The sequence below is a fragment of the Fructobacillus parabroussonetiae genome (assembly GCF_018437265.1).
GTDB lineage: Bacteria > Bacillota > Bacilli > Lactobacillales > Lactobacillaceae > Fructobacillus > Fructobacillus parabroussonetiae.
This window is the reverse complement of sequence record NZ_JAAMFL010000006.1, coordinates 99,557-120,160: the sequence shown is the minus strand read 5'-3', so window position 1 is coordinate 120,160 and position 20,604 is coordinate 99,557. Positions and strand designations below refer to the sequence as shown.

Below are 20,604 nucleotides of genomic sequence, written 5' to 3'. Positions count from 1 at the left end.
AAGGAAGTTGCGATGCGTCGACTATTTGATGATGAATTAGCAGATTTGGACTCATCCTTTACGGAAATGGGTGAACTGGTTGCCAAGACGATTCAGGCGGCTGTACAATCCTTTATTAAGCATGACCGTGAGGGCGCTCGCAAGATCATTGATCATGATTATAAGATTAATGAACGCGAAGCAGCACTCGAAAAGAAGACTTTTGAAATGATTGCGCTCTATCAGCCGGTAACAACGGATTTGCGTGAGATTGTGACCATATTGAAGGCGGTTTCCGTGCTGGAACGAATGGGGGACCAGGCGCGTAATATTGCGACCTCGACCATTCGTGTGAAGGGGACCAAGCACATTCATGCCGTAGAAGAACAACTCGGTGAAATGGGTGAATTGGTGGCCACGATGGTTTCCGAAGTGATGGCTTACTACGTGAAAAACGATGCCTTGGGAGCCGAAAACATTGCGGCCAAGAACCATGAGCTGTCGAATGCCGCTGCCAAAGTCCGAACAGACTCGGTTCAGGGGATGAAGGACGATCCTGAGTTGGTTGATTCAGCCGCTGACTACCTGGTGATCGCTGGTTACATTAAGCGGATTGGTGATTATACGACGGATATCGCCGAGTGGATTGTGTATAAACGGACAGGAAAGATTATTGAATTGAATCCTGGCTATAACTACTTTATTTAAAGAAATTTTCCACAAGAAGCCCGAAAATAAGGGCTTTTTTTGTTTCATTTAATTTAAGGCAACAAGAGACTTTGGTATAATGGACCTAGTAAATCTAAATGAAGGAGTGCCTATGCGCTTTATCATGCAAACAGCGATTAACATGGCGGTCTTCTTGGCCTGTGCCCTGTTATTCCCTAACGGCTTTATCTTAGAAAACATGACGGTTGCTGCACTGGCGGCCATTGTGTTAACGATTTTAAACCGTTTGTTAAAACCCGTATTGATGACCTTGGCCTTACCGCTTGTGATCATCAGCCTTGGCGCTTTTTCGTTGATTATCAATGCCGCGTTGCTGGAATTAACGGCTTACTTTGTTCCAGGCTTTGCCTTTACCAGCTTCTGGTGGGCTTTTCTAGTTGCCGTATTGATGACCGTTGCAAATTTGATCTTTATGGATCAAACCCGAATTGAAATGAGGAGGCAGTAACATGGCAGTAAAAAAGGTGACAGTAAAGGACTTAGTTGATCACACGCGGTTGACAATTGTCTCTGGACACGATTATTTGGATCGGACGATTTCAACGGCGGATATCTCCCGTCCTGGATTGGAAATGACGGGGTATTTTACTTACTACGCACCCGAACGTGTGCAGCTTTTGGGTATTACGGAAACTTCCTTCTCGGAACGGATGTCACACGATGAACTCTTGATGGTTTATCGGAAGATGGCCGATACGAAGACGCCCGCCTTTGTCGTGTCAACCAACTTGCCAATTGCCGATGAATTAAAGCAGGCGGCGGAAGAAGCCAATATTCCGATTTTGACGACGCATTTAACATCTTCTCAGATTCTGTCGAACATGACCTATTATCTGGGTGGTGAGTTGGCCCCAAGGCAGGCTGTTCACGGCGTTTTGATTGATGTTCACGGATTGGGCGTTTTGATTACCGGCGATGCTGGTATTGGAAAAACAGAATCTGCTTTGGAGTTGATTCAGCAGGGAAAGGCACGTCTAGTTGCCGATGACCGAGTGGATATTCATCAAGAAGATGAGCAACGGTTAATTGGTCAACCATCGGCTGTTTTGCAGAACTTGATGGAAGTTCGTGGCGTTGGAATTATCGATGTCCAGCAAGTTTATGGTGCCGTGTCCGTTCGCTCCCATGCCTCCATTCGATTAAACATTCACCTATCAAACGGTAAAATCGGGGAAGAAAACTTCGATCGTCTCGGTAACGAGGACGAAACGCTGAACATCTTGGGTGTCAAAGTCAAAAAGATGGTGGTACCGGTGACCCCTGGTCGTAATACGGCTTCGGTAATCGATGCGGCGGCGGTTAAATTCCGGACACAAAACATGGGTTACGACGCCCTACAGACCTTGCAGGAACGAATGGACAAGGCCATTATTGAAAACCAAAAAGAAGACGCTGAGGAAAGAAAACATGACTAAGATTGCAGTGCTAGGGGCCGGTTCTTGGGGAACGGCCTTAGCCAATACGATGGCGAAGAACGGTCAGCAAGTTATGATCTGGTCGCACAAGGCGGATCAAGCAGCTGAAATTAATGAACGGCATCAAAACGACCGTTACTTGCCCGGTGCTAAGCTCGAAGATAACCTGCAAGCGACTGATCAAATGGCAGCTGCTGTATCAGGCGCCGACATTGTGCTGTTCGTCGTTCCAACGAAGGCCATTCGCCAAGTTGCCAAGCAATTAGCAGCCATCCTGTTGGCAAATAAACAGTCGGTTATTTTGGCTCATGCGGCCAAGGGACTTGAGCAAAAGACGCACTTGCGTATTTCACAAATGTTGGTTGAAGAAATTCCCGCTGACTGCTACAGCGGCTTAGCCGTTATCTCAGGACCATCGCATGCCGAAGACGTAGTCAAGGGTGACTTAACTGCTATTTCCATTGGCTCAAACGATGTTCGCGCAGCCGAAGCCTTACAAGGGGCACTTGCCAATGCGCACTTCCGTCCTTATACGAATCACGATCTAATTGGTTCTGAACTGGGTGGCGCTTTGAAAAACATCATCGCGATTGGTTCTGGCATGTTAATCGGTAAGGGCTATGGTGCCAATGCGCAGGCTGCGCTTTTGACACGGGGCTTGGTTGAAATTCGAGAGGTTGGGCAGGCCTTGGGTGCCCAGCCCGAAACCTTCTTAGGGCTGGCCGGAATCGGGGACTTGATTGTGACAGGAATGTCGCCAAACTCAAGAAATTACCGTGCTGGGGTTGCTTTAGCATCTGGGAAGCCATTGGCTCAAGTAGAAGAAGAGATGGGCATGGTCATTGAAGGTGTCAATACAATCAAGGCCGTCGTCGACTTTGAAAAGGAATATGATTTGGACCTGCCAATCACGCGGACGCTTTATCAAGTGATCTATGAAGGTAAAACGATTGATCAGGGAATTAACGATTTGATGACAAGGCCATTGAAAGCTGAAGATTAAGCAAAGTTTTGCTATAATGGAAAAGAACGACGGTCGACACTGTGGGCCGATAAGAAAGTAGGATAGAATGAAACCTGTACGTAAAGCCATTATCCCAGCCGCTGGATTGGGAACGCGTTTTTTGCCAGCAACAAAGGCACTGGCCAAGGAAATGTTGCCAATTGTTGACACACCAACGATTGAATACATTGTTCGTGAAGCAATTGCTTCTGGAATTGAAGATATCGTGATTGTTGATGGGAAGTCTAAGCGATCAATTGAAGATCACTTTGATTCCAATCCTGAACTTGAAAACAACTTGCGCGAAAAGAACAAGGTTGAATTGTTGAAGTTGGTCGAAGAAACGACTGACATCAACATGTACTTTATTCGTCAATCACGTCCAAAGGGTCTCGGGGATGCCATCTTAACGGCCAAGAGCTTTATTGGCGACGAACCCTTCGTCGTTTTGCTTGGGGATGACTTGATGCAAGACGAAGTGCCATTGACGAAGCAGTTGATTGAACGTTATAACGAAACGGGTGAATCAACATTGGCCGTAATGGAAGTGCCTCATGATCGTGTTTCTGAATACGGTGTGATTGATCCAGCGGCAAAGGTGAAAGATGATGGGCTTTACCGTGTGAAGTCCTTCGTTGAAAAGCCAAAGCCAGAAGAAGCGCCTTCTGACTTGGCCATTATCGGTCGTTACCTCTTGACGCCTGAAATTTTCGAAGAGTTGGAAAACACGAAGCCTGGTAAGGGTGGCGAAATTCAATTAACGGATGCCATTGATACCTTGAATAACCGTCAACACGTGTACGCCCACAAGTTTATGGGTAACCGTTATGACATTGGTTCAAAGATTGGTTTCTTGGAAACAAACATCGAATTTGGTTTGAAGCATCCACAGGTCAAGGATGAATTGCGTGCCTACATTAAGGAAATCGCTGCAAAGATGTAAATAAAAAAAGAGGTCTAGACACCTCTTTTTTTAATTCGACAAATGTATTTTTAAGATATACAATATCCTTATTGAAAGATTAAACGAGTAAAGGAGCGCTTATGGCCGAAGAAGTGAAAAACTATGATGTCATTATTATTGGTGCTGGTCCGGCAGGAATGACGGCCGCAACCTATGCTTCCCGTGCGGAGTTGAAGACCGTGATGGTCGATCAAGGAATCTACGGCGGCCAGATGAACAATACGGCTGAGGTCGAGAATTATCCAGGTTATAACAAAATCATGGGACCTGACTTGGCCGAGAAAATGTACGCCTCGTCGACGCAGTTTGGCGCGGAATATTCGTTTGGTGCCGTTTCTGGCATTGATGTCTTAGAAAACCATGACAAAGTCGTCCACACGGATATGGGTGACTTGCAAGCCCCTGCGGTCATCCTGGCAACGGGCTCAGAGCATACGCACCTCGGCGTTCCTGGTGAAGAGGACTATCAGGGCAAAGGCGTTTCTTACTGTGCCGTTTGTGATGCTGCCTTTTTCAAGGGTGAATCCGTAACGGTTGTTGGTGGTGGTGATTCTGCCGTCGAAGAAGGCCTTTATTTGGCCAATATCGTCAAAGATGTCACTATTTTTGTCCGCGGTGATCAATTGAAGGCACAGCCAATCTTGCAAGAACGGGCAAAGAAGCAGGAAAACATTCGCTTCGTCTTCAACACTTCGGTGACTGCCATCAATGGGAATGGCGATGAAGTTCAGTCTGTCGAGTTGAAAAATAACGAAACGGGTGAGAACTCGACTTTTAAAACAGCGGGTGTCTTTATTTACATCGGTTTAAAGCCGAATACCGCCCAATTTACTCAGTTAGGCATCACAGACACTAACGGCTGGATTAAAGCCAACCAGCGGATGGAAACGGCTGTTCCCGGTCTCTTTGCTGCTGGAGACGTTCTGGTGAAGGATTTGCGCCAGATTACAACGGCAATCGGCGATGGCGGCCTAGCTGGACAAGAAGCATATAATTACCTTGCCGCAAGGCAATAACATCAGATAAAGGATAACCAGGTTGTTGGTTATCCTTTTTTGTATAACAAGTAAAAAACGCACTGCCAATTAAATGGCAGTGCGTTTTTTATTTGGAATTGTTATTTGACGATCTCGCAGAATTCAACGATTTCGGCATCAGGTCCCATAATGTTGAAGAACTTGATTCCCTTGTCCCAGAATGGCAAGTGTTGCACTTCTGAATCAATGACATCGAATCCAGCTGCTTTGGCTTCCTTGAAAGCTTCATCAGCATTGCTTGTGTTCATTGAGATGTGGTTGATGGCTCCTGGCTTACCAGTTGCTGTTTCATCATGCCAAGTTTCAATAGTTAAGTGACCGTAGTTCATGAAGATGACTTCGTTTGAAGGAAAGTCACCGATCTTTTTGAAACCGAGTGATTCCCAGAACTTTTCGGCCTTAGCCAAGTCCTTTGTTGGGATACCGATGTGTTGAACATCATCATAATAATCTGTAAATGCCATGATTTAACGTCCTTTCTAAGACAATCATTCCATTGATTATACTTCTGTTGAAGCGGAGATACCTTGGTGCTTCAACTTAGGGAAGATATGCTTGTCGCCCCAACCAGTAATGCTTCCTTGGAAGAGGAAGGCAAAGATGGTGCCCAAACCGTAGTTTGAGAAGTTTGGAAGAGCAATCAAAGCGACAACACCGATAATGGTAGGTGGAATATATGAGAACCACATTGCCACGCCGGCATTTCCCTTAAAGTACTTAAAACGCAAGATTTGCATCAAGTCGTCAGCAGGGTGCAAGACGACATTGGCACGTTGGTAAATTGAGATTGCGACAGCAATTAATGAAACCCCTAAGAAGTTCAAGAAGACATAGAAGATGACCATGCCCAAGCCGTGAGCTTCTGGCATAATGCTGTTGAACCAATTTGAGAATACGTTAATCAAGAGTGAGAAAGGCACCATGAAAGCGATGTTTCCAAAGAACTTCCACCAGTTTAACTTGCGATCTAAGACCATGTTCAAGATGGCGATCAAAACACCAACAATGAAGAAGACCCAAGAAAGACCAGACGCGGTGTTTCCCATAAAGGACATATTCCAACCGTTTTCAGCAGCGGTCCAATAAGCTGAACCCAAGAAAGCGGGGTGAATCTTTTGACTCGTGGCAATCGTCAAGACGTTTCCCATTGAGTTAATCACAAGGGAAAAGGCGAAATAAGCAATGGCAGTGCCCCAGCTTATCGTACGGTTACTCTTTTGCATAGGTTAGGCCTCTTCGCCACCGACCTTAACAACGGCCTTTGAGACAACGCCCAACTTACCGTTAACAAAGTCGTCAACTTGTGCCAACGTCAATTCGTGTGACATCAATGGCTTGATGTTCAACTTTCCAGATGAAAGCAAAGCCAATGAATCTTCGAATGCGTTAGGGTTAATGAATGAACCTTGGATCGTCAATTCCTTTTGGAAGATTTCGTACGTGTTCATTTCAAACTTGGCGTCAGGTCCACCAACACCGAACATCAAAACTTGACCACCACGGGCAGCTGATTCAACGGCAGTTTCTTGTGTTTGTGGCATACCAACAGCTTCGATAACAACATCGTATTCTGAAGCAGGAACCTTGTCACCGTTCATTGTGTTGAACGTGTTCTTAACACCGAAGAGTTCCTTGTTCATCTTCAACTTTTCGTCAACGATTCCGGCCAAATCAACTTGGTGGATACCGTAAGCTTGCAAGATTTGAACAAACAATTCACCCATGAAACCGTCACCGATAACCAAAGCCTTTTGGTATGGGGATGGCTTCAACAACTTCATACCGTGAATGGCACATGAAATTGGTTCAACGATTGCGGCTGACTTCAAGTCAACGTTGTCAGGAATTGGGTAAACAACTTCGGCTGGGGCAGTGAAGTATTCTTCAAAACCACCATCGCGCGTAACACCAACAGCTGAAAGGTTTTCACACAATTCAGGACGGTTTGTGTGGCAGAACTTGCACTGTCCACAGTAGATGTTAGGGTCAACAGACACGCGGTCGCCAACCTTCAAGTTTGTAACGGCTGAGCCGACTTCTTTAACAACACCTGAGTTTTCGTGTCCCAATACGATTGGTGGAACAGCATCGGCTGATCCTGGTTCACCAGCGTACAAGGCGTGGTCAGTTCCACAAACACCGGCAAAGGCCGTGTGAATCAAAACTTCGTTAGGCTTTACTTCAGGCTTATCAATGTTCTTGATTTCCAATTGCTTCTTACCTGTTAAAACAAGTGCTTCCATGAGATACATCCTCCAAATAAACTTTGTTTTACTTTACACAATATATAATAAACATTGAGCAAACTTGTGTCAAGTGAAAAAGAAAACTTTTTGTAAAAGGCGATAATATAAGGGATTAATGATTATTTTTTATCTATAAAAGATGAGCAAACAATTGTTTGTGTTGCTTTTCTCTTGATGAAGAGGGCATTTAGGAATAAACAGCATTTTTAATAACCGGGAAAAGGGACGATTCCAATCGGATTGGATGCGTTTTTTTTGAAAAAAACGAGATCTGGGCAGATTTTGAGCGGTTCTTAGCGTATGATTGGAGTAGGTGAAAGAAACTTTTTATTTTAAATTAACTTCGTTTAATTAAAATAGAAAATAAAATTTTGACTTAGCTTTGTTTCCCTTATATAGGAAATAAAACGAAAAGAGGAGTAGCACATGGTTTTAGCCTTTGGCGCAATTGCGGATTGGGTAACCCAGATTGGGCATGCCGACGCGAATTTTTCATTCATTGAACTGTCGATCTTATTTCTGTTGATTTTAATTGAAACTGGGGGAATCATTACTGGCTTCATTCCAGGTGATGCGCTCGTCATGACAGCGGCTGGCTTAGCAGGCCGACACCATTCGATTGAAGAATTCGTCATTTTGATTCTGCTTTTTACGCTAGCATCGACCATCGGTGATTCAATTAACTACTGGTTGGGGGCTTGGGTGATTCGACAAGTTGATAAGATTCCCTGGGTTAAGAAGCATTTAAATGAAGATTTTACTGCTAAAGTGACGGCCAACCTCAATCCGAAGCGCTGGCAGTTATTCATCATTTTGGGCCGTTTTGTTCCTTTCGTACGAACAATCGTTCCATTGTCTGCCCACCGCTTAAAGTTACCTTTTAAAACCTACTTCCACATGTCGGCCCTCGCTTCTGTGATCTGGGCGAGCTCGATGGTGACCATTGGGTACTTCTTTGGTCACTTGACTTTACCAGCCGGAGTACTACCCGTCGGCATTGTGTTGGCCATTGTGATTGCGGTTCTGGTTTTACGATCACCAAGGTTTCGCCAATTCATCATTGATTTAATCACCAAACCCAGCCAAGAGAAAGATGAGGACTGAGAAATGACTTATAACGATACTTTTGCTAAATGGCAAGCTGCTGATTTGCCAAAGGACTTAGAAAACGAACTCCAGGCCATGCCAGAAGATCAGATTGAAGAAGCTTTCTATCAGGACATGGCTTTTGGAACAGCGGGGATGCGCGGACACATGGGTGTCGGTCCTAATCAGATTAACGTGGTGACCGTTGCCAAAGTCACGGAAGCCCTTGCCAGCTATATTGATCAAAACGGCCAAGCGGCCAAAGAACGTGGCGTCGTGATCGCCTTCGATTCCCGTCACCATTCCACGGAATTTGCGATTGAAGCCTCACAGGTCCTTTCAGCCCACGGTATTAAGGTCTTCCGTTTCTCCTCACTGCGTCCAACGCCTGAATTATCCTTTGCCGTTCGTCATCTGAAGGCTTTTGCCGGTATCATGATTACGGCATCGCACAATCCAAAGGAAGATAATGGCTACAAGGTCTACGGTGAAGACGGTGGCCAGATGATTCCGTCCGCTGTTCAAGCTGTCATCGATGCCCGGGCGGCCATCGAAAATCCCTTTACCATCCAAAAGGATGCCAGCGAAAAGAACGTGGCGATCATCGACGACTTGGTCGATAACGCCTATTTGGCTGAAGTGAAGACAATTTCAGTTGATCGGGAATTGATCAAAAAAGAGGGGGCAGCCCTTAAGTTCGTTTACTCACCCCTTCACGGAACGGGACAATACATTGGTGAAAAGGCCTTACAACAAGCTGGCTTCACCAATTACACCGTCGTTAAGGAACAGGCCGAGTTGGATGGTGACTTTCCAACGGTTAAAAAGCCGAATCCGGAAGATCCGGCGGCCTTGTCACTGGCCATTGAATACGCCAAGCGCGAAGAAGCAGACCTTGTCGTGGCAACGGATCCCGATGCCGACCGAATGGGTGCTGCGGTACGCTTAGCCGATGGTTCTTACCAGGTACTGTCTGGAAACCAAATTGCCGCTTTGATGGTTAACTACTTGCTGACGGCTAAGAAGAAGACGAATACGCTGCCTGAAAACGGTGCGATCGTGACCTCCATTGTTTCTTCTCGTTTTGCTTCCGAAATTGCGAAGTCCTTTGGCGTGACAACCTTTGATGTCTTGACGGGCTTCAAATACATTGCGGCCATGATTGATCGCTTTGAGGAGAAAAAGGACTATACCTATCTCTTCGGCTTTGAAGAATCCTTTGGTTACCTAATTAAACCCTTTGCTCACGACAAGGATGCCATTCAGGCCCTCGTGCTCTTTGCTGAAATGGCTGCCTACTATAAGGAAGCTGGTCGTTCCTTTGCCGATGGCCTCGATGACTTGTACAAGCAATTTGGTTACTTTGAAGAAAAGACAAATGCTTATGAATTTCCAGGGGTTTCCGGCCATCAGGAAATGGCCGATCTCATGACGAAATTCCGTAACGAAAAGCTTGAAACAGTCGCTGGTCAATTGGTTTTGGCTACGCAGGACTTTGCCAGCCAGGAACAGGTCGATCGCGTCGGTTCAGTGAAAAAGATGCCACAGCCAAAGGCCAATGTGTTGAAGTACTGGTTGGCTGATGGCTCTTGGATTGCACTTCGTCCTTCTGGAACGGAGCCAAAGCTGAAGCTATACCTGGGTGTGGTCGCCGATTCGAAGGCCGCTGCCGACAAAAAGTTGGCCGCCTATGAAAAGGAAATGGCAGAAAAGCTCCAGGGATAAAGCCGTTGCAAGCAAAGCCAAGCTTTGCTATACTAGTAAAAGGCAATAAGCCATAATTAACGGTAATCCGCTGTGCGTGAGTCGGTTCGGCAAGCATACGATTGGCGATTAGGAGAATGACATGCGTCAAAACATTTTGTTAGAAAAAGTTACCTCAGCCCAATTGCGGAACGATATTCCTGAATTCCGCGCTGGTGACACGGTTCGTGTCCACGCCAAGATTGTTGAAGGAACTCGCGAACGTGTCCAGCTCTTTGAAGGAGTTGTGATTAAGCGTAAGGGAACTGGTATCCAGGCCACTTACACGGTTCGTAAGATTTCTTCTGGTGTTGGTGTTGAACGTACCTTCCCAGTACACTCACCACGTGTTGAAAAGATCGAAGTAACTCGCTACGGTCAAGTTCGCCGTGCTAAGCTTTACTACTTGCGTGCATTGCAAGGTAAGGCAGCTCGTATTAAGGAACGTCGTCGCGACGTCTAAGGTATGGCTTAAGTCTCCACTGTTCCAGTGGGGACTTTTTCTTTTGAAGATAAAAACGCTGAGAAAAAAGGGGGCGGCATGGCAGAGTTTTTGCAAGCAAGTGATAACCGAAAAATTCTGCACGTTGACATTGACGCCTTTTACGCTCAGGTTGAAATGCGGGATCATCCGCAGTTACGACATGTTCCCCTTGGGATTGGCCGTGATCCGGATAAGCACCACGGACACGGGGTGATTGCGACAGCCAACTATGTGGCGCGCAAAGCCGGCGTGCATTCGGCCATGGGTTCGATTGAAGCGAAAAGAGTCTGTCCGAATCTCGTTTTTGTGGCCCCTGACTTTGATAAGTATCGACAGATTTCGTCACAAATTCACGCCATTTTCCATGAATTCACGGAGACCATTGAGCCGGTGGCTCTTGACGAAGCTTACCTGGATGTTACGGAAAACAAAATGGCGGCGCCAACTTTGGCTGCGCAATTGCGCCACCGAATTTGGCAGGAAACGCACCTGACTTGTTCCGTTGGGGTTTCTTACAACAAAGTGCTGGCCAAATTGGGCTCGGAACACCATAAGCCCAACGGGGTGACGGTGATTCCTCATGAGTTAGCACAGGATTTTATGTTGCAATTGCCCATTCAGGACTTTCGGGGGGTCGGCAAGAAGACGCTGCTTAAGTTTGAGAAGCTGGGCGTCAAGAATGGTCGTGATTTATACGCCATGTCTTTGGACGACCTGCGGGTGCACTTCGGCTCCTTTGGGGATGTCTTGTACTGGCAGGCACGTGCCACCCATTTTTCACCGGTGAAGGACCGCTCGATGCGACAATCGGTGGGGAAGGAATCGACTTTTGAATTGGCCATTCATGACCGGCAATCGGTCGAAGCGGCCTTTAAGGCGCTCGCTGAAAAAGTCGTGGCGAACATGCAGAAACGAAAGCTACTTGGCCGAACCCTGACGGTTAAAATTCGAGATGACGAATTTCGGACGCAAACGAAGGGCCTTACCTTAGCGGGAACCTTTGACTTGGATCCGGCCTTTATGACTCGGCAGGCGATGCTGATTTTTGATGAGATCTATCCGGAGGACTTTTCCGTTCGGCTGTTGGGACTGACTTTTTCAAATATTATTGAACAAAAATACGAGGCCGTTTCTCTTTTTGAGCAGTTTTAATGCAGGATTGCCCCTTTTGCCCAGCCGCTTTGCTAGGGTATAATAGAAGGTAACAAAGAGACAGGAAAAAGACATGGCAAGTATTCAAGAAGATATTCTCGCACAAATTAAACGTTATGATACTATTATCATTCATCGCCACCAGCGCCCTGATCCCGATGCCTATGGGTCACAGCTTGGGTTGCAAGCCATTTTAAAGGCTTCTTTCCCCGAAAAAAAGATCTATGCGGCTGGTAAGCAAATTCCGGGCTTAGCATGGATTGGTGACGGGCAACCGATTGCAGATGACGTACCAGACGCTGCCTATAAGAAGGCACTCGTCATTGTCGTTGATACGGCAAACGATCCCCGAGTCGATGACCAACGCTGGCGGAATGGCTTGGAGGTCGTCAAAATTGACCACCATCCAAACGTCGAACCTTACGGGGACTGGCAGTGGGTTGAAGATGAAGCAGCGGCAACCGCCGTGTTGATCTATCAATTCTACGAGCAGTTAAAGGACCAAGGGTTGACGATGACCAAAGAGGCTGCTCGCTTCCTTTACATCGGCATTATTGGGGATACTGGTCGGTTCATGTACTCATTGAACGAAGATGTCTTTGATGTGGCAGCGAAGCTCGTTTCTTACGGCTTTGATTACCAGAGCATGTATACGCAGATGACGACTTTGCCAGAGCCGGCCGTCAAGCTTTCTGGCTGGGTGATGCAGCATATTACGGTCTTGGATTCTGGTTTTGCCTATGTCGTTTTGGACCGCGAATTATTGGATTCCTTCCACCTTGGCGACGCCGGCACCTCGTATACGGTATCGATCCCATCACGGATTGACCGGGTCAAGGCCTGGGCGATTTTCGAAGAGCAAGACAATGGCGACTACCGTGTTCGTTTGCGCTCCCGTTCGATCGTCATCAATGAGATTGCCCAAGACTTTGACGGTGGGGGTCACCCCTTAGCATCCGGGGCCTGGGCATATGGAAAAGAACAAATTCAAGCAGTGATCGACCGAGTCGATAGTGCTTTAAAAAAACAGTCTTAGGTCGTTGACCGAGCTAGCTGAAAACGGCTAGCGAACAAAGAGAAAGTAAGGACACGATGTCAGAAGAAAGCCAACAATTTGGCCAATTTAACTTAAAGCCGGACGTGCTAAAGGCACTGAAAAAGATCGGCTTTGATCAGCCAACGCCCATTCAGGCGAAGTTGATTCCGACGGTTTTGCGAGGTGGGGATGTGGTCGGCCAGTCCCAGACGGGTTCTGGAAAGACCCATACCTTCTTGGTACCCATTTTTAATCAATTGGATCCGACCGTACAGCGGACGCAAGTTGTGATTACAACGCCATCACGTGAATTAGCCGCACAAATTGCCAAGGCGGCACGCGCTTTTGCAGAAGCCATGGCAATGGAAAAAGTCGCCATCGTCGAATATGTCGGTGGTACGGATAAAGCGCGTCAGGTAAGACAACTAGAGAAGCATCAGCCACAGTTAGTCGTTGGTACACCGGGTCGTCTTTCCGACTTAGTCAAGTCCGGTTCGCTGGTTGTCAACCAGGTTAAGACGCTGGTTGTTGATGAAGCGGATATGACTTTGGACATGGGCTTTTTGCCTGATGTTGATTTTTTGGCTGCTGCCATGCCAAAGGATTTGCAGACACTCGTCTTTTCAGCAACGATGCCAGAAAAGTTGAAGCCGTTCTTGCGTAAGTATTTGGAGAACCCGGTTTTCACCACGATTCCAACGTCGGCGACGATTGCCGATACAGTTGATAACTGGTTGATTGCTACCCGTTCAAAGAATAAAGAAGAGGTGATCGACCGATTGCTCACAATCTTTAATCCGTATTTAGCACTGATTTTTGCTAATACAAAAGAACGGGTGAAGGAATTGGCTGCCCATTTGCGTAGTCAAGGACTCAAGGTGGCCGAGATTCACGGAGATATTCCACCCCGTGAACGCCGACGAGTCATGAAGGGCATTTTGCACCTCGATTATCAATATGTCGTGGCCACCGATTTGGCTGCCCGTGGTATTGATATTGAAGGCGTTTCCCATGTCATTAATGATGGCGTTCCGGGTGAATTAGAGTTCTTCGTTCACCGTGTCGGTCGAACGGGCCGAAATGGTCTCTCAGGAACGGCTGTGACCTTGTATGGGCCTGATGAAGAAAACAAGATTGCTGAACTTGAGAAGTTGGGCATTGTTTTCCAAAATAAGCAGATTAAGAATGAAGACATTGTCGATGTGAAGGACCGTAAGGCCCGTTACCAACGACAAGCCACGACGAAAAAGCTCGATCCAGAAATGGTCGGGATGGTCAAAAAGAAGAAAAAGAAAGTCAAGCCTGGTTACAAGCGTCAGATCAAGAATAATTTGAAGCGAAAGCAACAAATGGATCGTCGTATTGAACAGCGGCAGGAAAGAAGAAACACCCGTCGTCAAAATAAGAACCAGGATTAAGAGGTTCGCTGACAAGCGCAAGGTTAGAAAAATTCTTTCTACCAAACAAAAAACCACCCGATGGGGTGGTTTTTTTTGTTTTTTTAAAAGTCCAGGGCAGTCTTTGAATCATTCGTCTTTTTAGCCTTTGGATCAAAGGCTAAAAGTGAGTTCGTGATTGACTGTTCGACTGACAGCTCCTCGTCATCTGTGATGATTGCTGCTTCATCATTGATTTGGGATACCGCGTCAGCTGGTGCTTCTTGACTGAGCTGGCTCTGGCTGTTTTCAACCGTCTCAGCCATTGTGCTTGTGGCGGTTTGACTCAGCGTGTCAGCTTCGGAAATTTCGGCATCTTCATCGATCATGTGTGATTCTGAAGCGGGCTTAATTTGTCCGACGCTTTCGATTTGTTCGTGAACCGTTTCGGTTTTTTCATCCATCAAGTCGAAGAAGCGGTCACGCAAGCCAACTTGTTCAGAGGCGGTGAGCGAATCAATCTTATGGTCGTTATCCACCATGATGGTAATCGTCACGGCGTGTTTGCGGGTGACGACTTGAAAGTAGCTTTCCGAAACGGCCTCGTTTTGCAATTCGACTTGCTGTGCGAGGAAGCCGGCTTCCAATGAAAAGTCGGCCTGGCGGTTCAATGCCAAACGGTCCGCTACCACAGGCCCCGATAGGACCCATTGTTGTTCGGCTTCGCCCTGGTAGGTAATGGCCAGATCACCAAAGGCGGCTTTGTCGAAAAAGTCCGTGATTTCGGCGATTGATTCAAGTGGGAACTGACGTGCCAGTTCCTTTCCAGCCCAATACGTGATGTTGGCGTAGTCATCTGTTAACAGGTTTTGCAAGAGACCATCCCGTAGGAGTAGCGATGCAAAGGCGTTTTCAGACCGTGTTGAACCGATTGTTTGATTTGATCGAGCGTTTGGCATAAAAGACATCCTTTCTTCTAACTATTATAACAAATAGCGCGACTTTCGGCCCGGTCTCTCTTGCTTTTTTTTAAGATTATCCGATAATAGGAGGTATGGAAAAACGAGAAAACGCAATTGGAATGATGGATTCTGGCATTGGTGGACTGACCGTCCTCAAGGCGACCAAGGCACTCTTGCCCGATGAGTCAATTGTCTTTGTTGGGGATAACGCCCGTAACCCGTACGGCCCAAAATCACCCGACGAGGTGATTGATTACAGCCGGCAGATTGCTCACTTTTTAGTGAAAAAACACCAGATTAAGGTCTTGGCCATTGCTTGCAATACCGCCACTGCCTGTGCTTTACCAGTTTTGCAGGATGAATTAGACATTCCTGTCATTGGTGTCATTGATTCTGGCGCAAAGGCGGCAGTTGACACGACTTTGTCGGGTCGAATTGGTTTAATTGCAACGGAAGGTACGGTCAAATCGGGCCGCTACCAAGAAGAGATTGAAGCCCTACTGCCCACTGCCAAAGTCTTTGCACAAGCAGAGCCAGACTTCGTGCAACTGGTCGAGAAAAATCGTTACCAAAGTGATGAAGCAAAGACAGCCGTCAAGGCGCACTTAAAGCACTTTGAAAACGATCAGATTGATACGCTCATTCTTGGTTGTACCCACTTTCCTTTGCTGACGCCAGCCATTCAGTCAGCTGTTGCTGACGGCGTCCAATTAGTTGATGCGGGGAAGGCGACGGCTAAGGACTTAGCGGATTATTTGAAACAGCAAGACCTTCTGTCGAAAAGCAAGGAAAAGTCAGCGACTTATCAACTGTATACGACGGGACCGGTTGCGACTTTTGAAACGATTGCCAATAATTGGCTTGGCCAAGGCGATTTTCAATACCGGCACCTGCCGTTAACCACCCTTGAAAACAAGTGAGAGGATTTACGATGACCCGTTTGATTATTGCTAGCAAGAACGCCCATAAAGTCAACGAGATGAAAGCCGCTTTTAAAGAAGCGGCGATTGCCCTTGACCTGGTTTCACTGGCCGATTTGCCAGCTGTCCCTGACGTCTTGGAGGATGGACAGACTTTTTTGGAGAACGCGACCAAGAAGGCAGAGACCATTGCCAAAGCCTATCCAGATGATTTGGTACTGGCCGATGATTCCGGCCTGACCATCCCTTCTTTGAACGGCGAGCCCGGCGTTTTTTCTGCCCGCTACGCTGGTGACCATGATGACGTTGCCAATAATCGAAAGGTACTCGCCAAGTTATCGGGTAAGCAAGACATTGAACGTGAAGCCTTCTTTACGACGGTCATGGTCGTTGTGGGACCGGACCGAGCCAACTTACAAGTGGCTGGTCGTGTGGACGGCTTTATCACGGAAGACTGGGATGGGCAGGAAAGCTTTGGCTACGATCCAATTTTTTACTATGCGCCTGCTGAAAAGACCTTTGCTGAAATGACCACGGCCGAAAAGAATGACGTGTCACACCGCGGTCGGGCCCTGCAGGAATTACGTTTGAAATTACCGGCCTGGTTGGCCGAATAAAGTCGGGAAACCGACTTTTTTATTTGCGCCCAGACGGTATTGGAACTGCCAAAAGAAAAGCAAAATACGCTATAATAGGACTAATGACAGAGGAAACGACACAATTCAACAGTTGGTTCGAAGGGCAAAACGAGGCGGACGAACTCTTAAAAAACGCCGGTGCGAACCAAGAGGAGCAGGAAAGTGAACTTTCGCTGCGTCCTAAAAAGCTATCCGAATACATCGGGCAAAAGGCGTTAAAGGAAGAACTTTCGGTCTATCTGAAGGCCGCCAAGATGCGCGAGGAAGCCTTGGACCACGTTTTGCTTTTTGGCCCTCCAGGCCTTGGTAAAACGACTTTGGCGATGATTATTGCCAACGAGCTAGGGGTTCACCTCAAGACGGCATCCGGTCCGGCCATTGAAAAGGGGGGCGACCTGGTCGCACTTTTGAATGGCTTGGAACCTGGGGATGTGCTGTTTATTGATGAAATTCATCGATTGCCGATGAACGTGGAAGAAATGCTCTATTCGGCCATGGAAGATTACTATATCGATATCATGGTTGGGCAGGGACCAACGGCGAGGGCCGTTCACTTCCCGTTACCACCTTTTACACTCGTTGGGGCGACAACAAGGCCAGGAATGTTATCAAAACCGCTTCGTGATCGCTTTGGCATTATTAACTCCCTGGCCTACTACGAGCCAGAAGACTTAGCTGAAATCGTGACACGAACGGCTGCCATTTTTGAAGCGCCAATCACAAAAGAGGGGGCGCTGGCCGTTGCCTTGCGTTCGCGGGGAACGCCCCGAATCGCTAACCGCTTGTTAAAGCGGGTGCGCGACTTTGCTCAGGTGGCTGGGAAATCTGCCATTGAACCAGCATTAGTGGCGACTGCCTTAGATAAATTACGGGTGGATCAAAAGGGCTTGGATGAAACCGACCATAAGCTTTTGCTTGCCATGATTGATTTGTATAATGGTGGGCCAGTTGGTCTGGCAACCATTGCCGCCAATATTGGTGAAGAACAAGACACCATTGAATCGATGGTGGAGCCATATTTACTTCAAATTGGCTTTTTAAAGCGGACGCCCCGGGGACGTGTGGTCACAAAATCAGCTTACCAGCACCTCGGACGCCCATATGAACAGCAGAATTAAGGGGGATGCCATGACCGAAGCGGCACACTATCAACTATCGGATTTTGATTATGATTTACCAGAAGAACTGATCGCCCAAACGCCTTTGAAGGATCGTTCCTCCTCGCGTTTGTTGGTTTTGAACGCCGAAACGGGCGCCTATGAAGACAAGCACTTTTACGATATCTTGTCCTACTTGAATCCTGGCGATGCCTTGGTAATGAACAATTCCCGGGTCTTGCCCGCTCGTTTGCACGGGGTTCGGCCAAGTACCGGTGGTCATGCCGAGGTTCTTTTGCTTCGTCAAGATCACGATGACGTATGGGAAGTCTTGGTAAAGCCCGCAAAAAAGTCCCCAGTGGGCTCGACGATTGTGTTTGGTGACGACCCCGAAAAGCCCGTGATGACGGGAACGATTGTGAAGGAATTGGACCATGGTGGTCGATACATTCAGTTTGACTACCAAGGGATCTTCATGGAACGGCTGGAACAGCTAGGTGAAATGCCTCTGCCACCTTACATCAAAGAAAAATTGGAAGATCAGGAACGATACCAGACCGTTTATTCGAAGGTTGATGGTTCCGCTGCCGCACCAACGGCAGGTCTTCATTGGACCCCAGAATTGCTCCAAAAAGTGGCTGATAAGGGCGTTGAATTGGTCGAGTTGACCTTGCACGTTGGCTTGGGAACGTTCCGACCAGTTGACGAAGAAAACATCGAAGACCACAAGATGCATTCCGAGTTCTACCAGTTGTCAGAGGAAGCGGCAGCCAAGCTGAACAAGGTACGCAAAAACGGTGGCCGCGTTGTGGCCACGGGGACGACCTCGATTCGGACACTGGAAACCATCGGAACTAAGTTCCAGGGTGAATTAAAGGCGGATTCTGGTTGGACCGATATCTTTATTAAGCCTGGCTATGACTGGCAGATTGTCGATGCATTCATTACGAACTTCCATTTACCAAAGTCAACTTTGGTGATGTTAGTCGCTGCCTTTACGGGTCGTGAAAATATTTTGAATGCCTACCAGCATGCCGTGGCTGAAAAGTACCGTTTCTTCTCCTTTGGGGATGCCATGTTTGTTCATAAATAACGAAAAGACGCGGGTTTTTACCCGCGTTTTTTACTGTTCTTTTAAGCGGCTGGTCCAGACCAGAAGGGGCGGGGCCGTGGTATAATATTGGTTATGAAAACATTCGAAAGCACAAATCCGGCGCAAACACAGGCGTTGGCAAAAAAGCTGGCAGATTTAGCCACGGTTGGCTTAGTGATCACCCTAAACGGGGACTTGGGCGCTGGTAAAACGACTTTTACAAAGGGCTTTGCCCAGGCACTCGGTGTATCGGATCGCGTCAAGAGTCCCACTTTTAATATTTTGAATACCTACGAGTCGGGACGGTTGCCACTTTATCATTTTGACGCCTACCGTTTGGAAGAATCTGGTGCAGCTGACCAGGGATTTGAGGACTATCTGGGAACGGATGGTGTGACGTTAATCGAATGGCCACAATTCATGGCGGATTTGCTGCCCAATGACCGCTTGGTGATGACTTTTGAGCGGACCGGAAACGGTGCAGACGAACGTCTGATTACGGTAAAGGGTCTGGGAAAGGCTGCTGCCATCGAAGAGGCACTCGTATGATGGTTGAGTACCCGGGTGAAAACGAAGTCAGCTTATCTTATTGTTTGAAGAGCCTCGACTTGCAACACGCCCAAGTTGCACAAGACCTTTTGGCTGTTTTAAAGCAGGAATCGGATACCTTTCAGTTAGCCGATGAATTGGCACGGCAGCAGTCGCAAAGTATCGACGAAGAAGAGCTTGACGCGGAAGCGACTTTGCCAGCAAAAACATGGCTAGTCTGGGCGGAAGCCGAAACGGCGACAGATTCAGACGATAATCCGGCGCTTTCCTACCCGGTTGGCATTGGTTCGATCTCGTCTGGCGAAGTTGGCATTGCGATTTTACATGATTATCAAAATCAGGGGCTGGGCCGCTTAACCATTCAGTCAATGATCGATTGGGCGGTTCAGGTTGGTTATGAGCGACTCTGGCTAGATGTTGATATCACGAATGCCCCGGCTCGTCATCTCTACGATGAGTTGGGCTTTGCCGTTGTGCCAGGAGCTGAGCAGTCTGTCCAATTACCAAATAAACGGCAAGCAACGCTTGAACGAAGGGAGTTGAGCCTCGTATGAATTTTGTTGCCATTGATTTTGAAACGGCCTCGGGTCAGCGACATTCAGCCGTTTCGCTGGCGCTGGTCGTTGTTCGAAATGACGAAATTGTTGACCAGTTTTATACATTACTGAAGCCGGATACCCCTTTTTCTGCGCGAAATTCGCAGATTCACGGCATTTATGAAGAAGACGTGGTTGACGCGCCGACTTTTAAAGAAATTTGGCCCACAATCGCCCCGTTTTTTACCGAGGAAAAGATGGTTGTTGCCCACAATGCGACCTTTGATGTGTCTGTTTTGAAGGCTTGCTTGGACTATTATGACTTGCCCGATGCGCACTTCCAAGTTTTGGATACGTTAAAAACGTCTCGTCGGTTAATGCCTGATTTGCCAAATCACAAGTTGAACACGGTTTCGGCCGCGCTTGATATTTCGTTGAAAAATCACCACAATGCCTTAGCCGATGCGATTGCCTGTGCTGAAATTTTGATTCGCCAAGGCCAGCTCTATGGCACGGCACCGCTAAAAGAAGCAGTGCGCTATAAGTAATAAAAAAAGCT

General features: G+C 47.3%; 23 protein-coding genes. 19 read left to right on the top strand and 4 right to left on the bottom strand.

The window, feature by feature from the left end; all coding sequences use genetic code 11:
* Positions 1-12: 12 nt before the first annotated feature.
* The 6 genes from phoU to trxB all read left to right on the top strand — a co-directional run bounded on the left by phoU (position 13) and on the right by trxB (position 5,106).
* The gene (phoU, locus tag G6R30_RS04210) at positions 13-687 is read left to right on the top strand and encodes a phosphate signaling complex protein PhoU (protein WP_213821793.1); all 675 of its coding nucleotides are present in this window, start codon (positions 13-15) and stop codon (positions 685-687) included.
* Positions 688-799: 112 nt separating this feature from the next.
* The gene (locus G6R30_RS04205; RefSeq protein WP_213821791.1) at positions 800-1,156 is read left to right on the top strand and encodes a phage holin family protein; all 357 of its coding nucleotides are present in this window, start codon (positions 800-802) and stop codon (positions 1,154-1,156) included.
* 1 nt (position 1,157) lies between these two features.
* Entirely contained in the window at positions 1,158-2,123 is a 966-nt protein-coding gene (gene hprK / locus G6R30_RS04200; RefSeq protein WP_213821789.1) for an HPr(Ser) kinase/phosphatase, read from the top strand.
* Positions 2,116-3,126, top strand: a complete 1,011-nt coding sequence (locus G6R30_RS04195; protein WP_213821787.1) for an NAD(P)H-dependent glycerol-3-phosphate dehydrogenase — start codon at positions 2,116-2,118, stop codon at positions 3,124-3,126. Before hprK ends, G6R30_RS04195 begins: the two co-directional genes overlap by 8 nt.
* A 67-nt stretch (positions 3,127-3,193) precedes the next feature.
* The gene (gene galU, locus G6R30_RS04190) at positions 3,194-4,069 is read left to right on the top strand and encodes a UTP--glucose-1-phosphate uridylyltransferase GalU (protein ID WP_213821785.1); all 876 of its coding nucleotides are present in this window, start codon (positions 3,194-3,196) and stop codon (positions 4,067-4,069) included.
* A gap of 101 nt (positions 4,070-4,170) precedes the next feature.
* On the top strand, positions 4,171-5,106 hold the full coding sequence (trxB, locus tag G6R30_RS04185; protein WP_213821783.1) for a thioredoxin-disulfide reductase: 936 nt from the start codon (positions 4,171-4,173) through the stop codon (positions 5,104-5,106).
* Positions 5,107-5,207: 101 nt separating this feature from the next.
* Here the strand turns inward: trxB and G6R30_RS04180 are convergent, their stop codons facing one another.
* The 3 genes from G6R30_RS04180 to G6R30_RS04170 are packed head-to-tail and all read right to left on the bottom strand — an operon-like array spanning position 5,208 to position 7,370.
* The gene (locus G6R30_RS04180; protein WP_213821781.1) at positions 5,208-5,591 is read right to left on the bottom strand and encodes a VOC family protein; all 384 of its coding nucleotides are present in this window, start codon (positions 5,589-5,591) and stop codon (positions 5,208-5,210) included.
* A gap of 36 nt (positions 5,592-5,627) precedes the next feature.
* A complete protein-coding gene (locus G6R30_RS04175; RefSeq protein WP_213821779.1) occupies positions 5,628-6,350 on the bottom strand; it encodes a DUF6198 family protein in 723 nt (240 codons plus the stop codon).
* A 3-nt stretch (positions 6,351-6,353) separates the two neighbouring features.
* Positions 6,354-7,370: a zinc-dependent alcohol dehydrogenase family protein gene (locus G6R30_RS04170; protein WP_213821777.1), complete on the bottom strand. Its 1,017-nt coding sequence runs from the start codon at positions 7,368-7,370 to the stop codon at positions 6,354-6,356.
* Between the two features lie 429 nt (positions 7,371-7,799).
* Here G6R30_RS04170 and G6R30_RS04165 point away from each other — a divergent pair, with 429 nt between their 5' ends.
* The 6 genes from G6R30_RS04165 (at position 7,800) to G6R30_RS04140 (ending at position 14,292) form a co-directional block, all read left to right on the top strand.
* Positions 7,800-8,477, top strand: coding sequence for a DedA family protein (locus G6R30_RS04165; protein ID WP_213821775.1), 678 nt, complete (start codon positions 7,800-7,802; stop codon positions 8,475-8,477).
* A 3-nt stretch (positions 8,478-8,480) separates the two neighbouring features.
* Positions 8,481-10,184, top strand: a complete 1,704-nt coding sequence (locus tag G6R30_RS04160; protein ID WP_213821774.1) for a phospho-sugar mutase — start codon at positions 8,481-8,483, stop codon at positions 10,182-10,184.
* Positions 10,185-10,305: 121 nt separating this feature from the next.
* A complete protein-coding gene (gene rplS / locus G6R30_RS04155; RefSeq protein WP_213821772.1) occupies positions 10,306-10,665 on the top strand; it encodes a 50S ribosomal protein L19 in 360 nt (119 codons plus the stop codon).
* Between the two features lie 78 nt (positions 10,666-10,743).
* Entirely contained in the window at positions 10,744-11,838 is a 1,095-nt protein-coding gene (gene dinB, locus G6R30_RS04150) for a DNA polymerase IV (RefSeq protein WP_213821770.1), read from the top strand.
* Positions 11,839-11,911: 73 nt separating this feature from the next.
* Positions 11,912-12,874: a DHH family phosphoesterase gene (locus G6R30_RS04145; RefSeq protein WP_213821762.1), complete on the top strand. Its 963-nt coding sequence runs from the start codon at positions 11,912-11,914 to the stop codon at positions 12,872-12,874.
* Positions 12,875-12,930: 56 nt separating this feature from the next.
* On the top strand, positions 12,931-14,292 hold the full coding sequence (locus tag G6R30_RS04140) for a DEAD/DEAH box helicase (protein ID WP_213821761.1): 1,362 nt from the start codon (positions 12,931-12,933) through the stop codon (positions 14,290-14,292).
* An 83-nt stretch (positions 14,293-14,375) separates the two neighbouring features.
* Here the strand turns inward: G6R30_RS04140 and G6R30_RS04135 are convergent, their stop codons facing one another.
* On the bottom strand, positions 14,376-15,209 hold the full coding sequence (locus tag G6R30_RS04135) for a YslB family protein (protein ID WP_213821760.1): 834 nt from the start codon (positions 15,207-15,209) through the stop codon (positions 14,376-14,378).
* Positions 15,210-15,304: 95 nt separating this feature from the next.
* Here G6R30_RS04135 and murI point away from each other — a divergent pair, with 95 nt between their 5' ends.
* From murI to G6R30_RS04100, 7 genes are all read left to right on the top strand, one after another.
* Positions 15,305-16,132 carry a glutamate racemase gene (gene murI, locus G6R30_RS04130; RefSeq protein WP_213821759.1) on the top strand — a complete coding sequence of 276 codons (828 nt, stop codon included), beginning with the start codon at positions 15,305-15,307 and terminating at the stop codon, positions 16,130-16,132.
* 11 nt (positions 16,133-16,143) lie between these two features.
* Positions 16,144-16,749 (top strand): RdgB/HAM1 family non-canonical purine NTP pyrophosphatase, encoded by a 606-nt coding sequence (gene rdgB, locus G6R30_RS04125; RefSeq protein ID WP_213821757.1) that lies wholly within the window; start codon positions 16,144-16,146, stop codon positions 16,747-16,749.
* A gap of 83 nt (positions 16,750-16,832) precedes the next feature.
* The gene (ruvB, locus tag G6R30_RS04120; protein WP_213821755.1) at positions 16,833-17,888 is read left to right on the top strand and encodes a Holliday junction branch migration DNA helicase RuvB; all 1,056 of its coding nucleotides are present in this window, start codon (positions 16,833-16,835) and stop codon (positions 17,886-17,888) included.
* Positions 17,889-17,898: 10 nt separating this feature from the next.
* Positions 17,899-18,960: a tRNA preQ1(34) S-adenosylmethionine ribosyltransferase-isomerase QueA gene (gene queA / locus G6R30_RS04115; protein ID WP_213821753.1), complete on the top strand. Its 1,062-nt coding sequence runs from the start codon at positions 17,899-17,901 to the stop codon at positions 18,958-18,960.
* A 93-nt stretch (positions 18,961-19,053) separates the two neighbouring features.
* Positions 19,054-19,509: a tRNA (adenosine(37)-N6)-threonylcarbamoyltransferase complex ATPase subunit type 1 TsaE gene (tsaE, locus tag G6R30_RS04110; RefSeq protein ID WP_213821751.1), complete on the top strand. Its 456-nt coding sequence runs from the start codon at positions 19,054-19,056 to the stop codon at positions 19,507-19,509.
* Positions 19,506-20,063: a GNAT family N-acetyltransferase gene (locus G6R30_RS04105; RefSeq protein WP_213821742.1), complete on the top strand. Its 558-nt coding sequence runs from the start codon at positions 19,506-19,508 to the stop codon at positions 20,061-20,063. Before tsaE ends, G6R30_RS04105 begins: the two co-directional genes overlap by 4 nt.
* Positions 20,060-20,593 carry a 3'-5' exonuclease gene (locus tag G6R30_RS04100; RefSeq protein WP_213821740.1) on the top strand — a complete coding sequence of 178 codons (534 nt, stop codon included), beginning with the start codon at positions 20,060-20,062 and terminating at the stop codon, positions 20,591-20,593. Before G6R30_RS04105 ends, G6R30_RS04100 begins: the two co-directional genes overlap by 4 nt.
* The last annotated feature ends 11 nt before the right edge of the window (positions 20,594-20,604 follow it).